Raw genomic sequence first — 19,164 nt, 5'->3', positions numbered from 1 at the left:
ACACCGCACACACGCTCGAAGGAGAATCAAAGATGCGCTCCACCCACACGCTCGCCTGCCTTGTCGGAGCCCTGGCCTCCGTCTCCGCCTCCGCCGACATCATCAATCCCGCCCAGCTCATCACAAGCCCCGATGGCCCCAACGCCAACCTCCAGCAACTCATCTACGACGCCGGCTACACCAGCAGCGTCGGCTTCCTCGAGTCCGCCGGCGATCAGACCTCCGACGAATGGTTCAAGATGTGCAGAGGCGCCGAGTCCATGCACTGGGAAGTCTCCTGGCAGCGCGCCGGCCACGCGCCCCACCACAAACTCGGATACTTCATGCCCGACAACCCCGCCGACATCACCTGGGTCATCGGCGGCTCCAGCTCAGGCCTCCCGAACGCCGCCGACCTCTCCATCAGCGGACTCTTCGGGCTCGCCTTCTACTCCGGCGACAACGGCGGCGTGAACAGCACCGTCTACCGCAGCGTCACCAGCATGAACCCCGATGGCAAAGACCACATGGTCTCACTCATGATCCGCGATGAGAACGGCACCCTGCGTTCCTGCGGCAGAATCCTCTCCTGGGAAGACCTCTGGAACCTCGGCGACAAGGACTACAACGACTTCGGCGTCGTCGCCATGACCGGCATGGTCCCCACACCCGGCGCACTCGCCGCCCTCGGCCTCGCCGGCGTCATCGCGGGACGCCGCCGCCGCTGAGCCCCACCAAACGCGACCTCCTTCTGTGCGAACGGGCTCCGGTATGTTCCGGAGCCCGTTTCTCATCCTTTGCTTTGGTGGCACGGCTCTCCAGAGCCGTGGCCTGTTTGATCTGCTCTTCCATGGCACCGCTCTTGGTGGAGCCCCACTCAAGACCACATGGTCGAACGCGTCTAACTCAGCCGTGAACGCAGATCCCCGATCCGATGAAGCACCTCGTCCGCTTCCTGGAGCGCCGCCGCCGGACACGTGTGGCACACACCGATCACCCGCATCCCCGCGCCCTTCGCCGCTTCGATCCCCGTCGGCGTGTCCTCGATCGCAAGGCACCCCGCCGGCTCAACACCAACACGACTCGCCGCGAGCAGATACCCGTCCGGCGCCGGCTTCGCCCGCGTCACATCATCCGCCGTCACAACGTGTCGGAAGTGGGGGGCCAGCCCCGTCGCATCCAGCATCCCGCACACCACCGAAGCCCGAGACCCCGAGCAGACCGCCAACGGATACCGCTCCGCCGCGAGCGCAACGATCTCCGCCGCGCCCTCCTGCACCTCGTACCGCCCCGCCGCAATTCCCTCCCCCATCAGCGCACGCTTCCGCGCCAGCAACGCCGCCGCACGCTCCTGCGTCAGGTCGCCCCCGTTCCACCCCGCGATCGTCACGAACGCCCGCTCATCCCCGCGCCCCACGATCCCCTCCACGAACTGCTCGTGCGAGAACGCCCACCCGAGCTCCGAGACCGCCTCCCGGATCGCCCACTCGTGCAGCGGCTCGGAATCCACGAGCACGCCGTCAAAGTCGAAAATGATCGCCTCGATCCGTTCCATGCGCAGCAAACATACGCAGGTACACTCCCGCCATGCCGCACGATCCACGCCCGCCCGTCCGCATCGCCATGTGGTCCGGCCCGCGCAACATCTCGACCGCCATGATGCGCTCCTTCGAGAACCGCTCCGACTGCGCCGTCATCGACGAGCCCCTCTACGCCCACTACCTCCGCGCCACCGGCGTCGATCACCCCGGCCGCGACGAGATCATCGCCACCCACGAGCCCGACTGGACCAGGGTCGTCTCCTCGCTCCTCGGCCCCATCCCCGGAGCCCACCCCATCTGGTACCAGAAGCACATGGCCCACCATCTCCTCCCCACCATGGGGCGCGAGTGGGTCGCCGGGCTCACCAACTGCTTCCTCATCCGCGATCCCGCCGAGGTCATCACCAGTTTCATCAAGATCGTGCCCAACCCCACCGCGCACGACCTCGGTCTCCCCCAGCAGGTCGAACTCTTCGAGGCCGAACGCAGACGAACCGGCCGCACACCCCCCGTCATCGACGGCGCGGACGTCCTCCGAAATCCCCGCGCCGCGCTCGCCGCGCTCTGCGATGCCCTCTCCATCCCCTTCACCGATCGCATGCTCACGTGGCCCGCGGGCCCCCGCGCCAGCGACGGCATGTGGGCCAAGCACTGGTACGCCAGCGTCGAGAGGTCCACCGGCTTCGAGCCCTACAAGCCCAAGAACGAGCCCGTCCCCGACCACCTCGCCGGCGTCCACGCCCAGTGCCGCACGCTCTACGACGCGCTCGCCGCGCACCGCATCCGAGTCTGATCGCGCCCCTCACTCCGCCTCAAACAGCGGTGCGCACGGATGAACCCGTGTCTCCCCGTCGCTCGTCGTCACCGCGAAAGATCCCCCGGGATAGATGCACGCCCCGCCGTACGCCCCGTCCTTCCGCAGCGCATACACCGACGCGTTGAAGTTCGGCCTCCCCTTCGAGTTGAGCAGCCGCTTCTCGCGCGTGCGATCCACGATCCGCTTCAGCGTCGCGAGGCACGCATCAGTCGGCGTCAATCCCGCCGCCATGTACTGCACGATCGAGAACGAGCCGCAGTTCACGATCAACGACTCACCCCGCCCCGTCGATCCCGCCGCGCCCACCTCGTTCTCGCAGTACATCCCCGCCCCAACGATCGGCGAATCACCCACCCGCCCCGGGATCTTCCACGAAAGCCCGCTCGTCGTCGTGCACGAGCCCACATCCCCGTCCCTGTTCACCGCCGAACAATGGATCGTCCCCCACGTGAACGGGATCGGCCCCGCGTCACGACCGCGCGACTGCTTCGCCTCCTCCGCAAGAAACTCCTCCAGCGTCTTCTTCCCCGGCCGCGGCCAATCCCGCTCCTCCGGATTCAACCAGTCGTCCGCGCCCATCGCCTCCCGCCACCGAAGCCACGCCGCGTGCGACTCCGGCGTCAGCAGGTTCTCCTCCTTGAACCCGTGCGCCCGCGCAAACCGCAGCGCGCCCTCCCCCACGAGCAGCACATGATCCGTCCGCTGCAGAACCTTCAACGCGACCGCCGCCGGGTTCTTGATGTTCCGAAGGCCCGCCACCGCCCCCGCCTTGTGCGTCGGACCATGCATCACCGACGCATCCAGTTCCACCACACCCTCCTCGTTGGGTAATCCCCCGTACCCAACCGAGTTGTCCTTGGGATCATCCTCCACCAGCTTCACGCCCGCCACCACCGCCTCGGCGGGATCAACGCCCGCCGACATCACCTTGAACGCACGCTCCGTCGCGTTCGGTCCGTTCCCGCTCGCGATCACGCACGGCCCGCGGTGCGAATCGCCCACCGATGCCGCACGCCTCGCCGCCGGCTCCTCAGGCGAGACCGGGGGCTGACGCGATCCCGCGCGTGCCTCTCCTCGCACCGACAACAACCCCGCCGCCGCAAGCCCCGACCCCGCAAGAAAGCGACGCCGACCAATCCCGTTTCTGTGTGTTCCCATGCCTCCAGTCTCGCACAACCACGCCGACTTGTCACCTCGACCCACATCCCCCACGCACCACCCCCCCGAACCCCCTCACATACCCCTCCCTGACAACACATCTACACACGGCCGACTCCCCCTGAGAAGGCGGGCTGGAGGGGCAATGTGGGCGATCTCGAAACTTTTCCCATCCTCGCGCGCTCGGTGCTCGACCCGACATCTTTCTTAAGTGAACCGAGATTGTCGTCGCGTGCATCGCCCAGCGATTCCGCGTCGTTCTCGTGCGAGGACTCGTTTGAGGGTTGGCACCGCCGTCCACGCCTGCGGGTGTGGATGTCCCAGCGGGGGACAGGAGCCGGAGGGGTCCTGTCCCCCAGTGCATCGCGAACGCCGCATCACGCGGCAACGATCCGCATCGGCCCTCTGAGTGGCGGGCCGACGGATCGCGCGCATCCGCGCCTTCGCTTCCGCCACCTCGCACTCATCGCGCTGAGGGCGGCGAAAGCCCATCCGCAATCCACAACGTCGCCAGCGGACCCCGCAGCCGAGGCGGCAGCACCAGCCGCACATACAACCGTGCAAGCGGTCGCCCCGAGATCATCCCGAAAAACAGCGGGATCCCCGCCAATCCCGCCGACAGCGCCAGAGGAAGCACGCCCAGCATCCGCGTGGCAACATCCGACGTCAACTCCATCTGTGTCGCCCCCATGATCGTGGTACTCATCCCGCCCCCCGCACGCTGGATCGCCGCAAACACCGCCGCAATCGCCAGAATCACCACGCACACCAACGCCATCCGCTTCGCCCGCGCGTGCAACATCACAACCCCCCACAAGACGCCCAGCGCGAACACGATGATCGCGAGCAGTGTCCACAACGAGAACGCCGTCGCGAGGTGCTTCGATCCCTCGGCACGCGCCCTCGCGATCAGATCGCCCGTGTCCTGCTGATCGAGCCAGACAACCGACACCCAGCTCGTGTCGTAATACGTCTGCCACTGCACCTGCTGATCGATCGTCGCCTGGACGTTCACCAGACGCTGCTCCGCCTGGCTCGTCGCATGCACCGAAGCATCCGCTCTCGCCCGCAGCGTCTCCGAATCCGGCGCGGCCTCCGCAGCCAGAATTGCCTCCACCTCCTCCGCCTTCGCGACTGCAAGCGCCTCCCTCGCCTTCTCCACCTGTTGCACATTCTGCGTCTCACGCGACGCCTTCGCCCACGCGCTGTGCTCCTTCGCGATCAGATCCGTCAGCGGCTTCGATGCAACCCGCGACACCGCATACGACATCCCGAAGATCGTCCCCGCGGTCCCGAGCGCCAGCAGCAACGTCACAAGGATCATCACAGCCGCCAGCACACCCCCCCAGCGATTCGCCCACTTCCCAAGCACCGGATACTCCTGCAGCGAAGCAGCCGTCGCACACTCCGGGCAACGCACGATGAGCATCCTGTAATGCGGCTCGCGCACCACCGTCTGCCCCGCCAGGTTGAACCCGCACGACACACACAGCCGATCTCCGACAAGCACCGACACCCGCTCGTCAACGCCAGCCCCGCCCCCCGATATGCCGCCCGACGCCCCGGCCCGCGCATCGCGCTCACTCGCCACATCGCTCATCTGGACTCCCGTCTGCGCCGCAGCCAGCGCCTCCGCTTGATCCACCTCCGCCGCGCGTTCTTCGCCGAGAGCCGCCTCGCAAGCGCCCCCCCGAGCATCCCGAACGCGAACGGCGCGACCGAATACAACGACGCCGCCGCAAGGTCAAACGTCGCCGTGAAGTCCGGCCCGCTCCCCCGCGGCACATACACCGGACCCGCGCCGAGAACCCACGCCCACACACGCTCGACCAGCACGACGCTCCTATGCGTCACCAGCGGCATGAACACGACCACATTCCACAACCCCACCCACGCCGGAATCAGCATCCACCTCTTCCAATGCGTCAGCCCTGCCGAGAGCACCACCCCGCCCAGCACCGAGAACATCACCAGCATGATCGGGCTGAACGGCTCCCCCGATCCCTGCATCCACTCCGGCGCGCGCCACTGCGAGACCCGCCCCGTCAACACATCGCTGTGCAGCCGCGTCCATCTCGTACCGATCGCACGAAAGTAATCCTGCGTCAGCGCCGCGCCGCCGATCGAACCGGCCAGCATCGCCGCTGTCCCGATCGTCAGAAAGACCATCTGACGGATCGCCCTCTGCACCGCCCGCCACCGCCGCCACCCCGACTGCAACGGATGACGCCGCCTCACGCAAGGCGTCCCGCACGCCGGGCACACCACCAGCGGCAGTCCATAATGCGGATCCCGCAGCGCGCGCACGCGGCTGAGAGAATTCCCGCAGGTGATGCACGCGTGCGCAACGGGCATAAAGACCAGTCTACCCGGAACCGACCCACCCGAGCGCGGGGCGTTTACCCGGGGTGTCAACCGCGCTTGGTGGCACGGCCCTCCTGAGCCGCAGGGGACATAAGTCGCCAGTTCTTGGGAGCCGCTCACACACAATTCCGCCGCACATGGTCCGATTCGAGTGACTCCACGCCCGCCCCCGGCGTCGAACTACAGTTGCCGCTTCCTCGCAGCCCGTGAGCGACCGCAGTCGCAGACGCTCCGGCGCGAGACAAGCAGAAGACCACCGCGGGCAAAGCGAGAGAGCGAGCAGGAGCGATGTCGTCAGGTTCGGGCGCGACGGGGATGAAGGCCGATGGTCTCGCCACCATCGTCCTCACACTGGCCTCGTGGACCGCCGTCCCACTCATGCTCCGACACTTCGCCACCTCCGACGGCGGCAACCCCCTCATCGACGGATGGACCGCCAACGGCTGGCGCTACGGCTTCTCCGCGCTCATCTGGCTCCCCGCCATCATCCTCGGACTCAGCCGCAGACGCCTCCCACGCGGCATCTGGAAAATGGCCCTCATCCCCGCCGCCTTCAACACCGCCGCACAGGTCTGCTTCGGCCTCGCGCCGTACTACATAGACCCAGGGCTCATGACCTTCTCCCTCCGCCTCCAGATCGTCTTCGTCACCATCGGCGCGCTCCTCATGTTCCCCGCCGAACGAAGAGTCATCAAATCCGGCGGCTACCTCACCGGCATCGGACTCGTCGTCGTCGGAACCTGCATCACGCTCCTCGCCAACCCCAACGGCCTCGGTGGCGGCACCGCCACCGGCGTCGCCCTCGCCATCGGCGCGGGACTCCTCTACGGCGCATACGCCCTCTCCGTCCGCAAGTGCCTCCACGGCGTCAACCCCATCACCGCGTTCGCCGCCATCTCCATCTACACCGCCATCGGCATGGTCGCACTCATGCTCCCCTTCGGCACACGATCCGGCGGCGTCGTCCTCGACCTCGACACCAGATCGATCGTCCTCCTCGCCCTCTCCTCCCTCATCGGCATCGGGCTCGGCCACACGCTCTACTTCTACTCGATCGGCCGCCTCGGTCTTGCCGTCTCAACCGGCGTCGTGCAGCTCCAACCCATCACCGTCTCCATCGCCTCCCTCTTCGTCTTCGGCGAGAGACTCACTCCCATCCAATGGGCCTCCGGCATCGTCGCCATCACCGGCGCGGGCATCATGCTCTACACCCAGCACCGCATGATGTCACGCGCCTCGCGCGCGGCGCTCGCAGGCGGCTCGCTCGCTCATGCTCCCGCCGCCCACACCCCGGTCGATCCCATCGACGAGTTCGACGATCTCCCCGTAGACCCCGCCGTCGCACTGATCGCCCAATCGAATGAATCCGCCCCGCGCCATTCGACGAGTCCGTGACGCGCCCGAGACCCACACACGCCGGCCCCATGAAACGCAGACACGACACCCCGCGCCAGGAAAAGCACTGCCCCGTCTGCAAACGCCCCTTCCAATGGCGAAAGAAGTGGGAAAGAGACTGGCCGCACGTCCTCTACTGCTCCGATCGCTGCCGGCGTGAAGCCGCACGCAGACCCGACGCGTCCAATCGTCCGACGTAACCCAAGACCCGGTCGCAAGATGCTCCGCGAGACCATCGCCGCGATCGACAGCGAGGTCTCCAGGTTCGGCACCGGCTCGCCCCAGGGCGACGACATGACAATGGTCGTGCTGCGCCGCGTCTGAAACCCCGCCACACCGCCCCGCCGATGGTCGCTCGCCCACATCACGCCGCACCCCGGAGGGGTGCAAGTCTCATCCGCTGCTCACGAAGGGGTTTGACTTCACCCGCGAGATCGCGCCGCATCCACGGCCAGAACCAAGATGGCCGTGACAGCACCTGCGCACACGAACAACACGACAATCGAATAACCCTGAGTGAACTTGGCGAGACTCTCGCCGAGCGATCCAAGCGACTCGCGGTCCGTGAGTGTTGGGAGCACAAGGCCTATGCCCGCAAACGACCCAACAATCGCACCAGCGATCAGAAGCCGCTTGAGCAGCCGCATCGCATAGCCGTCTCTCGCGGGCTGGACATTGCCGCAAGCAGAGCACTCAAACCTCGTCCGCTGTCCCCAGTACAGCAGATTGCCGAGCAGCGTAAATCCGTCGAGTTCCTGCAAAGCGGTCCGCGGCGCACGGGGCAATCGCCTGATCTCCGCGTTGCACTTGTCGCAGTTTGGCATCGACACCCTCTAAGGCTCATCACGAAAGTCTATCAGACGCCAGATCGCGGGCCAAGCAACTCCGACATAACCGAGTATGATTCCAAGAGAGTCTGTTGCGACCGGGAGGTGTGTTGTGTCTCAGCGCTTTCAAGTAGATTTACGCGGCATCATCGATCTCCTCGCGCACCACTTGTACGAATCACCCGAGGTGTTCATACGAGAGCTGGTGCAGAACGGGGCCGATGCGATCACCGCGCGCCGCGCGCTGGAACCCGAGCACCGCGGAACGGTCCGTATCGAGCTGCACCGTTCGGAGGACACCCCTGCCACGCTCATCATTGAAGACGACGGCATCGGCCTGACACCCGACGAGATGCACGCGTTCATGTCGACCATCGGAGCATCAACCAAGCGTGACCAGATCGAAGAAGTCGGACGGGGCGACTTCATCGGACGCTTCGGAATCGGGTTGCTCTCGTGCTTCATGGTGAGCGACGAGATCGTGGCCATCTCGCGCTCCGCCCGGCCGGGGAGCCCGGCGGTCGAGTGGCGCGGGCACGCCGACGGCCGCTACGAGGTCCGGGAGCTTGATGCCAGCAGTATCACCGTGGGAACCCGGATCTATGTGAAGGCCAACGAGCAGGGCGAGTACTACTTCGATCACGAGAGGATCGACGAGCTCGCCAAGCGATACTGCGAGATGCTCCCGATCAGGGTCCAAGTCGTTCTCGGCGGTGATGAGCGAGACGTGAATCGCGAGTGGACCCCGTGGGATGAATGCACCGGCGAGACGGTCTCGATCGATCACGATCGCGCCGTGGATCTCTGCCAGGACGCTCTCGGCTTCCGACCGATCGGCATCATCCCTATCCGAACAACAGCAGGAGGAGTCTCTGGACACGCGTTCATCAAGCCCGAGAGCGGTCACCCCAGCGATTCCAGCGGGCATCGAGTGTATCTGCGCCGTATGTTCCTCTCGGAACAAGCCCATGGTCTCGTGCCGCGATGGGCCTTTTTCGTCAAGTGCATCTTCAATGCCGAGTCCCTGAATCCCACGGCGTCGCGCGAGTCGCTCTACCACGACGAGCAACTCTCGCAGGCCTCCGAGGAGATCGGTGCGCAGCTCCGCGCCGCACTGGTCCGAATGGCTCGCGAGGATCCCGAGCAACTCGAAGCCGTCCTCGCCGTGCATGACACCGCCCTCCGGGCTCTCGCACGAGAGGACGACGAGTTCTTCGACCTAATCGCCGACTTCCTCTCATTCGAAACCACCTTCGGCACCATGCAGTTCGGCCGATTTCGCCAAGAGAACGAGATCGTTCGCGTATCGCCGACGTCCGATCAGTTCCAACGTATCCGCGATGTCGCTGCGGGCGAGGGAATCTGCGTCTTCAATGGGGGTTATACACATCACGAGGAACTGCTCAAGAAGGCGGCCTCGACCTTCGGCCAGCTCGCTCTGCAGTCCTTTGACTCCATAGACCTCATCGCTTCGCTCGCCGAGCCCGTCGACACGCACACGTTCCGGACCTTGGCCGAGCGCGCGTCACACGCGATCGCCGATTTCGGATGCGACGCGATCGTGCGTGAATTCGCTCCACCGGAGATCCCCGCCCTGTACGGGCTGGCAAGCGACGAGGCGTTCAAACGCTCCATAGAGCGAGCGAAGAATCTCTCCTCACCATTCTGGGTGCAAGCCCTACAGGCCGTGGAAGAGACCGTCGCGTCCACGCGTCCGGTGCTGTGCCTGAACGCCCGCCACCCCGTCATCCGACGACTGGCCGCAACCGCCAGCGACGAGATCCTCCGCGAAGTCGTCCGTCTTCTCTACGTGCAGTCCCTCATCAGCGGCTCTCATCCGCTCTCCACCGTCGAGTCTGGCGCACTCGCCGACGGGCTCCTCGCGCTGATCGGTCGTGCAATCTCCGGCTCGGAGTCGCTATGAGGCAGCGACCCATCGATCCACGTCTTGATTCGCTCCTGAAAGCCGCCCAACGGGCGCCCGCCGGAAGAGAGCGTGTCGCCCTCCTGGAGCAGGCCGCGGATATCGCCGACTCGATCGGCGACTTGGATTCTGGGTGGCAGGCTCGCCTGTCACTCTTCTCCACCAGCGAGTTCGCCACACCCGTGCCGCGCCTCTTCCCGGCACTCGCCTGGTGCCTGGCGATGCACGACCGAGAGCCCATCAGGTTCCCGTCGTTCTCGATCCTCTGGTACATGAAGTGGATCGTCAGTTCCGCACCTCTCTTTGCCTCACTCCCGGCACCCGCTATCGATGGGCTCCTCAACGATCTCGAGTCGAGATTCGTCCGCGCAGGCATGAGCCGGCGCGGCTACGTTCAGCAACGGCTGGGCGTTGACACCTCGATGGGACGGCTCGATCACATCCGCGCGGGGCTCGATGAACTCCAGCGCCAGACACGAGGCCTCGGCGACGACTGCCGCGCCTGCGAACAGGATCGAAAGGTGGAAGCGCTGCTGCGCCTCGGCGATGTCGATCAAGCCCTTTTCGAAGCAAGAGCGATCATCGCCGGACGTCTCAGCTGCATGGGTGTCCCCGCCTCCACGTTCGCCGCGCTTCTCGTGCACCTGCGTTCCCGTGGGGAGACCGATCTCGCCGCCCGCCTGTACCGAGAAGGACACTCGAAGCTCCGAGACGAGGTCGGCCAGCTGTCATCTTTGTCCAGGTACATGATCCACGCGACCGTCACGGGCGACATTGATCGTGCCACGCGCTGGTGGAAACGATGGAGACTGGACGCCGACGAGCACGCGACCGATACCGCCCGCATGGAGTTCCATGCCGCGTCCGCCGTGCTCCTCACCCGCCTGGCGCAGACGGGCCTCGATCATGTGGCCGCGCCCAGCGCGACCTCCCGAGCGGGACTGAGTCTTGAAGACCCCCTCGCACTCGCCTCACACTACGCCGCGTCAGCGCGGGTTGACGCCAGGCGCTTCGATCTGCGCAACGGCAATCACGCTATCTCCACCGACATCGAGAGCTGGCTCTCTCACGCCACGCACATGGAGTGACTTCTCGGAAGCTCCATCAACCAACACGCCCCCGGCACTCGTCCGGGGGCGTGAGTCAATCTCAAAGGTTGTGCGGATTCTGAGGCGAGCGGCTGTCGGCGCTCTCCAAAGCCCCCGCTTACTCCTTCACCTTGAACTCCGCATCGATCACATCGTCATCCTTGCCCGAACCCTGACCACTCTCCGCGCCCGCCGTCGCGCCGGCCGTCTGCGCTGCCGACTCGTACACCGCCTTGCCAAGCTCCATCGACGCGCTCTCGAGTTCCTTCATCGCGCGCTCGATCGGCTCCTTCTCCTCGCCCTTGATCGCCGTCTCCAGACCAGAGATCGCGTTCTCGACCTTCGACCGACCCTCGGGCGAGATCTTCCCGCCGTGCTCCTCCAGCGCCTTCTTCGTCTGAAGCACCATCGCGTCCGCACGGTTCTTCAGGTCCACCACCTCGCGACGCTTCTTGTCTTCCGCGGCATGCGCCTCCGCATCCCGCTTCATCCGCTCGATCTCCGCCTTGTCAAGCCCGCCCGAGTTCGTGATCTTGATGTCCGCCTTCTTCCCCGCCTTCGTGTCCGTCGCGGTCACCGTCAGGATGCCGTTGGCATCGATCGCGAATTCGACCTCGATCTGCGGCGTGCCCCGCGGAGCCGCCGCGATCCCCGACAACTCGAACTGGCCGAGCGTCCGGTTGTCCCTCGCGAACTCACGCTCCCCCTGCAGCACATGGATCTGCACGCTCGTCTGCCCGTCCGCCGCGGTCGAGAAGGTCTCCTTCTTCGACGTCGGAATCGTCGTGTTCCGCTCGATCAGCTTCGTCATCACGCCGCCCAGCGTCTCAACGCCCAGCGACAGCGGCGTCACATCGAGCAGCAGCACGTCCTTCACATCGCCGACCAAGACGCCCCCCTGGATCGCCGCGCCGATCGCCACCACCTCGTCGGGATTGACCGACCGGTTCGGCTCCTTCCCGAAAACTTCCTTGGCGATCTGCTGCGCCTTGGGCATGCGCGTCGAGCCGCCCACCAGCACGACCTCGTCGATCTTGCTCGTGTCCAGCTTGGCGTCCTTGAGCGCTTTCACGCACGGCTCGCGCAGACGCTGGAACAGATCGTCCGTCAGCGACTCGAACTTCGCACGCGTGATCGAGACCTGCAGGTGCTTCGGACCGTTCTGATCCGCCGTGATGAACGGCAGGTTCACGGTCGTCTCCTGCATCGTCGAGAGCTCGATCTTCGCCTTCTCCGCCGCCTCCTTCAGACGCTGAAGGGCCATCGCGTCCTTGCGCAGGTCGATCCCCTCCTTCTTCCGGAACTCCTCCGCGATGAAGTCGATCAGCTTCTGGTCCCAGTCGTCGCCGCCCAGGTGCGTGTCGCCGTTCGTGCTCAGCACCTCAAAGACGCCATCCCCGATGTCCAGGATCGACACGTCGAACGTGCCGCCGCCCAGGTCAAAGACCGCGATCTTCTGGTTCTTCTTCTTGTCCATGCCATACGCGAGCGCGGCCGCGGTCGGCTCGTTGATGATGCGCTCCACCTTCAGCCCCGCGATCTCGCCCGCGTCCTTCGTCGCCTGACGCTGCGCATCGTTGAAGTACGCGGGAACCGTGATCACCGCGCGATCCACCTTCTCACCGAGATAGTCCTCGGCCGTCTTCTTCAGGTCCTGCAGAATGAACGCCGAAACCTGCTGGGGCGTGAACTCACCCTGGTTCACCTTCACACTCACGAACGCGTCCCCGTTCCCCATGACCGTGTAAGGAACCAGCTTCTCCTCGGACTCAACCTCCGAGTGACGACGACCCATGAAACGCTTGATCGAGAAGATCGTGTTCTTCGGGTTCGTCACCTGCTGGTGCTTCGCCGGCTGACCGACCAGCCGCTCACCCTTATCCGTAAAGCCCACCACCGACGGCGTGATGCGGCTGCCCGAAGAGTTGATCAGCACCTTCGGGCTACCGCCCTCCATGATCGCCACGCATGAGTTCGTCGTGCCAAGGTCGATTCCGATGATCTTCGACATGTTCATCTCCCGTCTGGCCGGCACTCTCCGGCCCTGACGTTCTGTGTTCGTTTGGAAACCCACTTCCCTGCAACACACCAATTGCAACCCGTGTGCCAGTCAGCGATCGCTCGCCGACGCGCCCGAAGCCCTCCCGACACCCCACAAAGGCGCACACCACGCCCCGCACACGCTCTGGGCTGCCAAAGTGGCAGCACGCATCACAGCCCCGGCGGCTTCACCTGCACCCGCGAAGCAAACCGATACGCCGTCAGCATCCCCAGCGTCATGTAGATCCAGGTCGTCGGATCATCGAATGACTGCGCCACGTTCCGCCAGAAATCCCGACCGCGCCACCCGAACGCCAGGATCGCGTTGGGACCCGCCACGCCGAACATGATCAACAGCGTCAGCACCGCGCACAGAATCCCCAGACCCCGCGAACCGATCCCCGCCGTCTTGATCGTCACCCACCCGATCACCGCGCCGACCGGCCAGATCGCGTTATCAAACTTCTTCCCCACCAGCCACGCCGAGAGCATCCACAACCCCGCGATCGTCGCCGTCGTGATCGGCGCGACATACCACGCCAGCCGCCTCCGCCGGTCCGACGTGCCCAGGTCCTTCGGATCCTGAGGCAACACCCGCGCACACGTCGGCGCCCGGTGTCCGAACCGCTCCGCCATCGCATCCAGCCGCGGGTCCGGCTCCTCGCGCGTCTCCGCCTTCGGTGCCTTCTGCGATGCCGTCCGATACGCGCGCACGCGATACAGGTACGAACGCATCGACTCCAGCGCACCCTCGTCCAGCGTCATGCCGAACTGCCCGTAGATCCTCCGCACCGTCCCCTCGGGGTCCGCGATCAGATCCTGATACCTGATCCTGCACAGCCGATCGGGCGGCAGATCCGCCGACTCCTCCAGGAACTTCTCCTCCGTCCGCAGATACTCCCGCACGATCGCCTCGCGCGATTCCTCGATCGGCGGCCCATCCTGCAGGTGATAGATCGAGAGCCGCTCGTACATCGACACGTTCGAACGCACCACGTCCGCCGGCTCGCGCGTGATGTGGATGAACCTCACGTTCTCACCCAGCATCGCACGCAACTCCGCCACGCGGGCCGTGTGGCTCGGGCTCTTGAGCAGCAGCACCTGCCGAGGCCTCAGCCGCGTGATCTTCCAGAGCAGCGACGCCTGCGCCCGCCTCCACCGCACCAGCTCCCGCTCCGTCAAGCCCTCCAGCGCGTGAAAGCGCGAGTAGTGCCCGTGCTGCTGCGGAAGCATGAAACGCCCCGGCATCGCCGAGCACAACGACATGTTCGACACGCCGAAGTCGTCCTCCGCCGGCCACGCCGGACCCAGCGCAACATCATCCTGCGGGCGACTGTTCGTGATGAACGGCGTCAGCACGAACCGCGCCACAATCCATGACAACCCCCACCCGTGAGGCAGGATCGACTGCGCCCACACCGGCGTCTTGAACCGCCGATCACACGACAGAAGATACTGAAGATGCGTCGTCCCGGATCGGAAATACCCCAGAACCACAACCGTCCCCGGACCGTGATCCACACGAGGCGTCTTCGATCGGAACTTGAAGAACAACACCGGCCACAGCAGCAGACGCTCCGGCAACGCCACGATCGTCCCGAAGTACGACGTCGCCAGATTCAGCGCAAGCCGCGCCAGATACGCGGGCTCCACCCCCGGACGCCTCGAAACCAACAACCGCGCCCACACGTCCAGCGATGCCAGCGCCATGTAGTGAGGCACCGGAATCATCTTCCGCAACAGCGACCCGCCAGAACCACGCGACCTCGGACCTCCGTCCCCCCCCGACACACCCCTCCGCGCCGAAGGTGATGCCGACGAGGACGCCGCGGATGTCGTGGAATGGGCGGTGGGGGTGGATGACAAAGGCCAAGTGCTCCGGTCCGGACTCGAAGTGACTAGGGTACGCGCCCGAACAACCCGCGGGCTTCTCCGCCACACGCTCCCCCGCACCACACACACACTCAGCATCCACGGAACCCGGATGAACCGCACACCCTCCTCGCCCCGGCACGCCTCCACACTCCGCCGCGAGGTCGCACGCTCCGTCGATGCACCGGCCTCCCTCCTTCCCGTCTTCAATCTCCTCTTCAAAGACATGCCCAGTCTCGGCAGCAGCCCCCGCATCGTCGTCAACATGCTCCAGCGTGCCGGCATCGGGCCCCGCTCGCGCATCCTCGATCTCGCGTGCGGCAAGGGCACCAACGCCATCTCCGCCGCCCGTCGCCTCCGCTGCTCCGTCGTCGCAGTCGATGCCTGCGAGGCGTTCATCCACGAAGCCCTCGCCGCCGCAGCCCGCGCCAACCTCACAACCCGTGCCACGTTCATCCACGACGATGCCCGCGCGTTCGCCCACCACTCCAATCGAAAGCACCGCCCCTTCGATGCCGCGCTCATGCTCGGTCTCTGGGGCATCGTCGAAGCCCGCAGTGCACTCCGCCCCCTCGTGAAGCCCGGAGGGATCTACATCATCGACGACGCCTTCCGCGATGAACGCCTGACCCGCCGCGCGCCGGAGTTCCACGAGATCCCCACCCGGGACGAATCGCGCGCACTCCTCGAACAGCGCGGCGATCGCGTCCTCGAACTCCACATCCCCACGCCATCGCACACCCGCGCCCTCAACGCCGCGCTCTACCGCAAACTCGCCGCCAACGCCTCCGCCATCGCCCGCGACCGACCCTCGCTCCGACCCGCACTCTCCACGTTCCTCGACAACCAGCGCCACGCCAACCGCCTCCTCGGGAAGCAACTCCGGCCCGCCATCTGGGTCGTGCAACGGGCAGGTTTCAAGAAATATTGAAAGTTCGCCCCCGCCCCCGTAGCATCCAACATGACGACCATGCTGGAGAGCATGCCCGGCCCCGCCCGCTCCACGATGCGCGATCCGCGCTTCGATCACATCCGCGCCAAGGTCGAACGGGGCGAACGCCTCTCGCTCGACGATGGCGACCTTCTCTTCACCACACGCGACATCTGGTCCGTCTGCGAACTGGCCGACCTGGTCCGCCGCCGGCTCCACGGCGATGTCGCCTACTACAACATCAACCGCCACCTCAACTACTCCAACGTCTGCGCCCTCTCCTGCAAGTTCTGCGAGTTCTACGCCAAGGCCGGCGATGCCAAGGCCTACACCCGCGACATGGACTACGTCCGCGAGGAAGTCCGCAAGGCCGTCGAGTCCGGCGCGACCGAGATGCACTCCGTCGGTGGGCTCCACCCACAACTCCCGTTCAGTTACTACACCGATCTCGTCTCCACCATCCGCGACGAAGCAAAGAACCAGGGCTCCGACCTGCACGTCAAGGCCTTCACCGCCGTCGAAGTCGTCCACCTCGCCCGCATCGCAAAGATGTACAAGGGCGCGAGTGCGCCCGGCGAAGAGGGCCGCGCCGCGCGGCGTGAAGGCATCCGCTGGGTCCTCACCGAACTCAAGAACGCGGGCCTCGGCTCCCTCCCCGGAGGCGGCGCAGAGGTCTTCGACGATCGCGTCCACGACGAGGCGTACAAGGGCAAGATCCGCTCCGATGTCTGGCTCGATGTGCATCGCGTCGCCCACGAGATCGGGCTCAATACCAACGCGACGCTCCTCTATGGCCACATCGAGCAGCGCCGCGAGCGCCTTGTTCACATGGACATGCTCCGCCGCGCACAGGATGAGGCGCTGGGCAGAATGGGGTACGAAGGCACGGAGCAAGAAAGTCACGGAGTCACGAAGTCACATAGTCACGAAGCGACCGAATCCGGCCACCTCGGATACCACGGCGCTTCCGAAACCGACGCGCCGATCGTGACGCTGACCCGTCCCGGCACACCCCTCCCCGAACACGTCGCCTTCGGCTCTCCCTCTTCCTCTTTGTCTTCGCCTTCGTGCCTTCGTGCCTCCGTGCCTTCGTGCCTTCCCCACGGCTACTACCAAACCATCATCCCCCTCCCCTTCTTCCCCGACGGCTGCGAGCTTGAGCATCTCCCCGGTCCCACCGGGCTCGAGAACCTGCGCACGCTCGCCATCGCGCGTCTCATGCTCGACAACTTCCCGCACGTGAAGGCCTTCTGGATCATGCAGACGCTCCCCATGGCCCAGCTCATGCTCCAGAACGGCGCGGACGACATCGACGGCACCGTGGTCTGGTACGACATCACGCACGTCGGCGGCAGCAACACCCACCAGGAAGTCAACGTCGGCACGCTCCAGAAGGCCTGCCGCGAAGCCGGCTTCATGCCCGTCGAACGCGACACGCTGTATCGGCCCGTCGTGCGCGATGGGAAGAAGTGGACAATCGCCGGTTCTTCAGCCGGTGGTGCATGACTCACTGTGCCAGTGCCGCGTACTCCCCTCAAACGCCACTCGTTCCCGTTGAACACCTCAACTCGAATGCCGCAAAAGGGAGCCCCGGGCGCGAGCCCGGGGTGCTTCGTCCCCGCACGATCACACGCGCACACTTCTTTGCACATGTTCGATAATCTCACGCCGCGCGGCATGAAGTCCTGTCCGCGCGCTTCAGCACGAAGTGCTGACGGTTGAGAGCCGGTGGCGCAGCGTCGTCGCGCAATGTGTGTGTGGGGGGGGGGCGACAAGCCAGCCAGCGGCAGGTGCCGCGTACTCCCCTCAAACGCCACTCGTTCCCGTTGAATACCTCAACTCGAATGCCGCAAAAGGGAGCCCCGGGCGCGAGAGCTTTTTGCGTCATCGCTTCATTGCCTGTGTGTGTCGATCAAGGATGATGATGGCTTGGATCCATCGACGGACCCGCTCGATGCCGCGCACGTGCGGCGGGATAAGCCCCACATGGTGGGTCATTTCCAGGCGTGCAAACACACGCTCGATCACGCGCCGGAGTGACAGCAGGCCCCTGCCGAAGCCCGTCATGCTCTGCTCCAGCATGTCGATGGCTCGACGGCGGTCCGGATGCGTTCCGGACCGCCGCACGCCGCGACCCACGCGGCAGTCCTTCCGCGGAACCACCAGTTGTCCGCCCTTGCACGCGCAGAGTTCATAGAGCTTCACGCTGTCGTAGTTCGAGTCGGCCAGCACATACCCGTTCAACTCCATGTCTCGCATCATCCGCTTGGCCATCACTGCTTCATGGCAGTGCATGGGCGTGAGACGCCAGGAGACGATCGAGCCCGCGAGATCGCAGATCGCATGGAGCTTGTAGCCGCGCAGTCCCCATGCGCCGAAGGTCGCGGTCCGGTCTCCGGAGTGCGAGGCGACGCGCAGGGCCTTGCCGTCAAGAGCCAGCACCAACGCTCCCGATGCAGAGACCAGATTCTCCGCCTCCGCCGCGGCAAGTAACGCCTGGACGCTGGTGGTTCTCAGCCGCCGGCTCATCCTGCTTGGCGAGGGCAATCGACCACGCCGCCACAACGGCCATGCATCGCGTCGGCACGCCCAGGAGGTGGGTCGTCGGTGCAAGACGGCCCAGAGAAAGGTCAGCACGATGTCCGCATCGGTGAAGGTGAAGCGACCGCCACGCGGGCTCCGATCCAGCTTCCGCACGCTCGCCGCCAACACCCTCCAACTCGCGTTGTCCATGCTCGGTCTCCTGTCTGGCAGCTCCACCAGTGGGACCGAGCATGGCATGAGCCATCAGATCGCGCAAGTCTCCACAATGGAAACACTTGGAACACATGGCGCAAAATGCTCGCGAGCCCGGGGTGCGTCGTCGCCGCACGGTTGCACGCGCGTGCTTCGGTGCGCTCAGCATCGCAATCACCCACCGCGATCCTCCAGAGGCACGCAGTGCCGACAGAATCCAGCCCAGCCCGTGAGGGCTGGGTTCAAGTCCCCGCGCCGCGGCTTCCTCAGCGGAGGGTCCCCAACGGAGACCCGAATCTCTCCCCGCATCGCTCAACACTCACGCACAACACCAACACACTCAGCAGCCCCTACAGGGCTCATCACCACATCACTGCACACCCGCCCACTCCTCCCTCTGTCTGCCATCTGGCCATTTGCGATCTGCCATTTTCCCCCTTGACTCCACCTCACTGACATGCTGTTGTCAGTGACACCGCGCGCAGTCACGCC

The 19,164-nt window shown here is 65.4% G+C and carries 17 protein-coding genes; 9 read left to right on the top strand and 8 right to left on the bottom strand.

Translation table 11 applies throughout. The annotated features are described in order from the left end of the window. Positions 1 to 32 precede the first annotated feature (32 nt). Positions 33 to 707, top strand: a complete 675-nt coding sequence (locus KF838_10475) for a DUF4114 domain-containing protein (protein ID QYK47204.1) — start codon at positions 33 to 35, stop codon at positions 705 to 707. A 173-nt stretch (positions 708 to 880) separates the two neighbouring features. Here the strand turns inward: KF838_10475 and KF838_10470 are convergent, their stop codons facing one another. Further along, positions 881 to 1,534: an HAD family phosphatase gene (locus KF838_10470; protein QYK47203.1), complete on the bottom strand. Its 654-nt coding sequence runs from the start codon at positions 1,532 to 1,534 to the stop codon at positions 881 to 883. Positions 1,535 to 1,566: 32 nt separating this feature from the next. On the opposite strand from KF838_10470, the gene KF838_10465 reads away from it, so the two are divergent. Beyond that, the gene (locus KF838_10465; GenBank protein ID QYK47202.1) at positions 1,567 to 2,313 is read left to right on the top strand and encodes a hypothetical protein; all 747 of its coding nucleotides are present in this window, start codon (positions 1,567 to 1,569) and stop codon (positions 2,311 to 2,313) included. A 9-nt stretch (positions 2,314 to 2,322) separates the two neighbouring features. On the opposite strand, the gene KF838_10460 is transcribed toward KF838_10465, so the two are convergent. The 3 genes from KF838_10460 to KF838_10450 form a co-directional block, all read right to left on the bottom strand. Next, positions 2,323 to 3,495 (bottom strand): N(4)-(beta-N-acetylglucosaminyl)-L-asparaginase, encoded by a 1,173-nt coding sequence (locus tag KF838_10460; protein ID QYK47201.1) that lies wholly within the window; start codon positions 3,493 to 3,495, stop codon positions 2,323 to 2,325. A gap of 463 nt (positions 3,496 to 3,958) precedes the next feature. Beyond that, entirely contained in the window at positions 3,959 to 5,095 is a 1,137-nt protein-coding gene (locus KF838_10455; protein ID QYK47200.1) for a hypothetical protein, read from the bottom strand. After that, a complete protein-coding gene (locus KF838_10450) occupies positions 5,092 to 5,850 on the bottom strand; it encodes a hypothetical protein (GenBank protein ID QYK47199.1) in 759 nt (252 codons plus the stop codon). Before KF838_10450 ends, KF838_10455 begins: the two co-directional genes overlap by 4 nt. A gap of 297 nt (positions 5,851 to 6,147) precedes the next feature. On the opposite strand from KF838_10450, the gene KF838_10445 reads away from it, so the two are divergent. Genes KF838_10445 through KF838_10435 form a run of 3 tightly spaced genes read left to right on the top strand, consistent with a single transcriptional unit; the run spans position 6,148 to position 7,578 of the window. Next, on the top strand, positions 6,148 to 7,254 hold the full coding sequence (locus tag KF838_10445; protein ID QYK47198.1) for a DMT family transporter: 1,107 nt from the start codon (positions 6,148 to 6,150) through the stop codon (positions 7,252 to 7,254). 29 nt (positions 7,255 to 7,283) lie between these two features. Further along, the gene (locus KF838_10440) at positions 7,284 to 7,454 is read left to right on the top strand and encodes a DUF2256 domain-containing protein (GenBank protein QYK47197.1); all 171 of its coding nucleotides are present in this window, start codon (positions 7,284 to 7,286) and stop codon (positions 7,452 to 7,454) included. Then, entirely contained in the window at positions 7,411 to 7,578 is a 168-nt protein-coding gene (locus tag KF838_10435) for a hypothetical protein (GenBank protein ID QYK49849.1), read from the top strand. The genes KF838_10440 and KF838_10435 overlap by 44 nt, the downstream gene beginning before the upstream one ends. A 98-nt stretch (positions 7,579 to 7,676) precedes the next feature. Here KF838_10435 and KF838_10430 read toward each other — a convergent pair whose 3' ends face one another. Beyond that, positions 7,677 to 8,078: a hypothetical protein gene (locus KF838_10430; GenBank protein QYK47196.1), complete on the bottom strand. Its 402-nt coding sequence runs from the start codon at positions 8,076 to 8,078 to the stop codon at positions 7,677 to 7,679. Between the two features lie 115 nt (positions 8,079 to 8,193). Between KF838_10430 and KF838_10425 the strand changes: the two genes are divergently transcribed. After that, positions 8,194 to 10,005, top strand: coding sequence for an HSP90 family protein (locus KF838_10425; protein ID QYK47195.1), 1,812 nt, complete (start codon positions 8,194 to 8,196; stop codon positions 10,003 to 10,005). Continuing rightward, positions 10,002 to 11,093 (top strand): hypothetical protein, encoded by a 1,092-nt coding sequence (locus KF838_10420; GenBank protein ID QYK47194.1) that lies wholly within the window; start codon positions 10,002 to 10,004, stop codon positions 11,091 to 11,093. Before KF838_10425 ends, KF838_10420 begins: the two co-directional genes overlap by 4 nt. Positions 11,094 to 11,211: 118 nt before the next feature. Here the strand turns inward: KF838_10420 and dnaK are convergent, their stop codons facing one another. Together dnaK and KF838_10410 are read right to left on the bottom strand one after the other, a co-directional pair. After that, a complete protein-coding gene (dnaK, locus tag KF838_10415) occupies positions 11,212 to 13,104 on the bottom strand; it encodes a molecular chaperone DnaK (GenBank protein ID QYK47193.1) in 1,893 nt (630 codons plus the stop codon). Between the two features lie 200 nt (positions 13,105 to 13,304). Then, positions 13,305 to 14,855, bottom strand: coding sequence for a sulfotransferase (locus tag KF838_10410; protein ID QYK47192.1), 1,551 nt, complete (start codon positions 14,853 to 14,855; stop codon positions 13,305 to 13,307). 262 nt (positions 14,856 to 15,117) lie between these two features. Here KF838_10410 and KF838_10405 point away from each other — a divergent pair, with 262 nt between their 5' ends. Both KF838_10405 and KF838_10400 read left to right on the top strand, forming a co-directional pair. After that, positions 15,118 to 15,936 (top strand): class I SAM-dependent methyltransferase, encoded by an 819-nt coding sequence (locus KF838_10405; protein QYK47191.1) that lies wholly within the window; start codon positions 15,118 to 15,120, stop codon positions 15,934 to 15,936. 30 nt (positions 15,937 to 15,966) lie between these two features. After that, the gene (locus KF838_10400; GenBank protein QYK47190.1) at positions 15,967 to 17,442 is read left to right on the top strand and encodes a radical SAM protein; all 1,476 of its coding nucleotides are present in this window, start codon (positions 15,967 to 15,969) and stop codon (positions 17,440 to 17,442) included. A gap of 378 nt (positions 17,443 to 17,820) precedes the next feature. Here the strand turns inward: KF838_10400 and KF838_10395 are convergent, their stop codons facing one another. Beyond that, the gene (locus KF838_10395) at positions 17,821 to 18,669 is read right to left on the bottom strand and encodes a transposase (protein ID QYK47189.1); all 849 of its coding nucleotides are present in this window, start codon (positions 18,667 to 18,669) and stop codon (positions 17,821 to 17,823) included. Positions 18,670 to 19,164: the final 495 nt, after the last annotated feature.

Source organism: Phycisphaeraceae bacterium (genome assembly GCA_019454185.1).
Lineage (GTDB): Bacteria > Planctomycetota > Phycisphaerae > Phycisphaerales > UBA1924 > JAHBWV01.
Note: the sequence above shows the minus strand (reverse complement) of the source record. Positions and strands in the feature narration are given on the sequence as shown.

Coding starts and splice junctions, on each gene's coding strand:
- KF838_10475 (QYK47204.1), top strand. CDS start 33: ATGCGCTCCACCCACACGCTCGCCTGCCTTGTCGGAGCCCTGGCCTCC.
- KF838_10470 (QYK47203.1), bottom strand. CDS start 1,534: ATGGAACGGATCGAGGCGATCATTTTCGACTTTGACGGCGTGCTCGTG.
- KF838_10465 (QYK47202.1), top strand. CDS start 1,567: ATGCCGCACGATCCACGCCCGCCCGTCCGCATCGCCATGTGGTCCGGC.
- KF838_10460 (QYK47201.1), bottom strand. CDS start 3,495: ATGGGAACACACAGAAACGGGATTGGTCGGCGTCGCTTTCTTGCGGGG.
- KF838_10455 (QYK47200.1), bottom strand. CDS start 5,095: ATGAGCGATGTGGCGAGTGAGCGCGATGCGCGGGCCGGGGCGTCGGGC.
- KF838_10450 (QYK47199.1), bottom strand. CDS start 5,850: ATGCCCGTTGCGCACGCGTGCATCACCTGCGGGAATTCTCTCAGCCGC.
- KF838_10445 (QYK47198.1), top strand. CDS start 6,148: ATGTCGTCAGGTTCGGGCGCGACGGGGATGAAGGCCGATGGTCTCGCC.
- KF838_10440 (QYK47197.1), top strand. CDS start 7,284: ATGAAACGCAGACACGACACCCCGCGCCAGGAAAAGCACTGCCCCGTC.
- KF838_10430 (QYK47196.1), bottom strand. CDS start 8,078: ATGCCAAACTGCGACAAGTGCAACGCGGAGATCAGGCGATTGCCCCGT.
- KF838_10420 (QYK47194.1), top strand. CDS start 10,002: ATGAGGCAGCGACCCATCGATCCACGTCTTGATTCGCTCCTGAAAGCC.
- dnaK (QYK47193.1), bottom strand. CDS start 13,104: ATGTCGAAGATCATCGGAATCGACCTTGGCACGACGAACTCATGCGTG.
- KF838_10405 (QYK47191.1), top strand. CDS start 15,118: ATGAACCGCACACCCTCCTCGCCCCGGCACGCCTCCACACTCCGCCGC.
- KF838_10400 (QYK47190.1), top strand. CDS start 15,967: ATGACGACCATGCTGGAGAGCATGCCCGGCCCCGCCCGCTCCACGATG.
- KF838_10395 (QYK47189.1), bottom strand. CDS start 18,669: ATGGACAACGCGAGTTGGAGGGTGTTGGCGGCGAGCGTGCGGAAGCTG.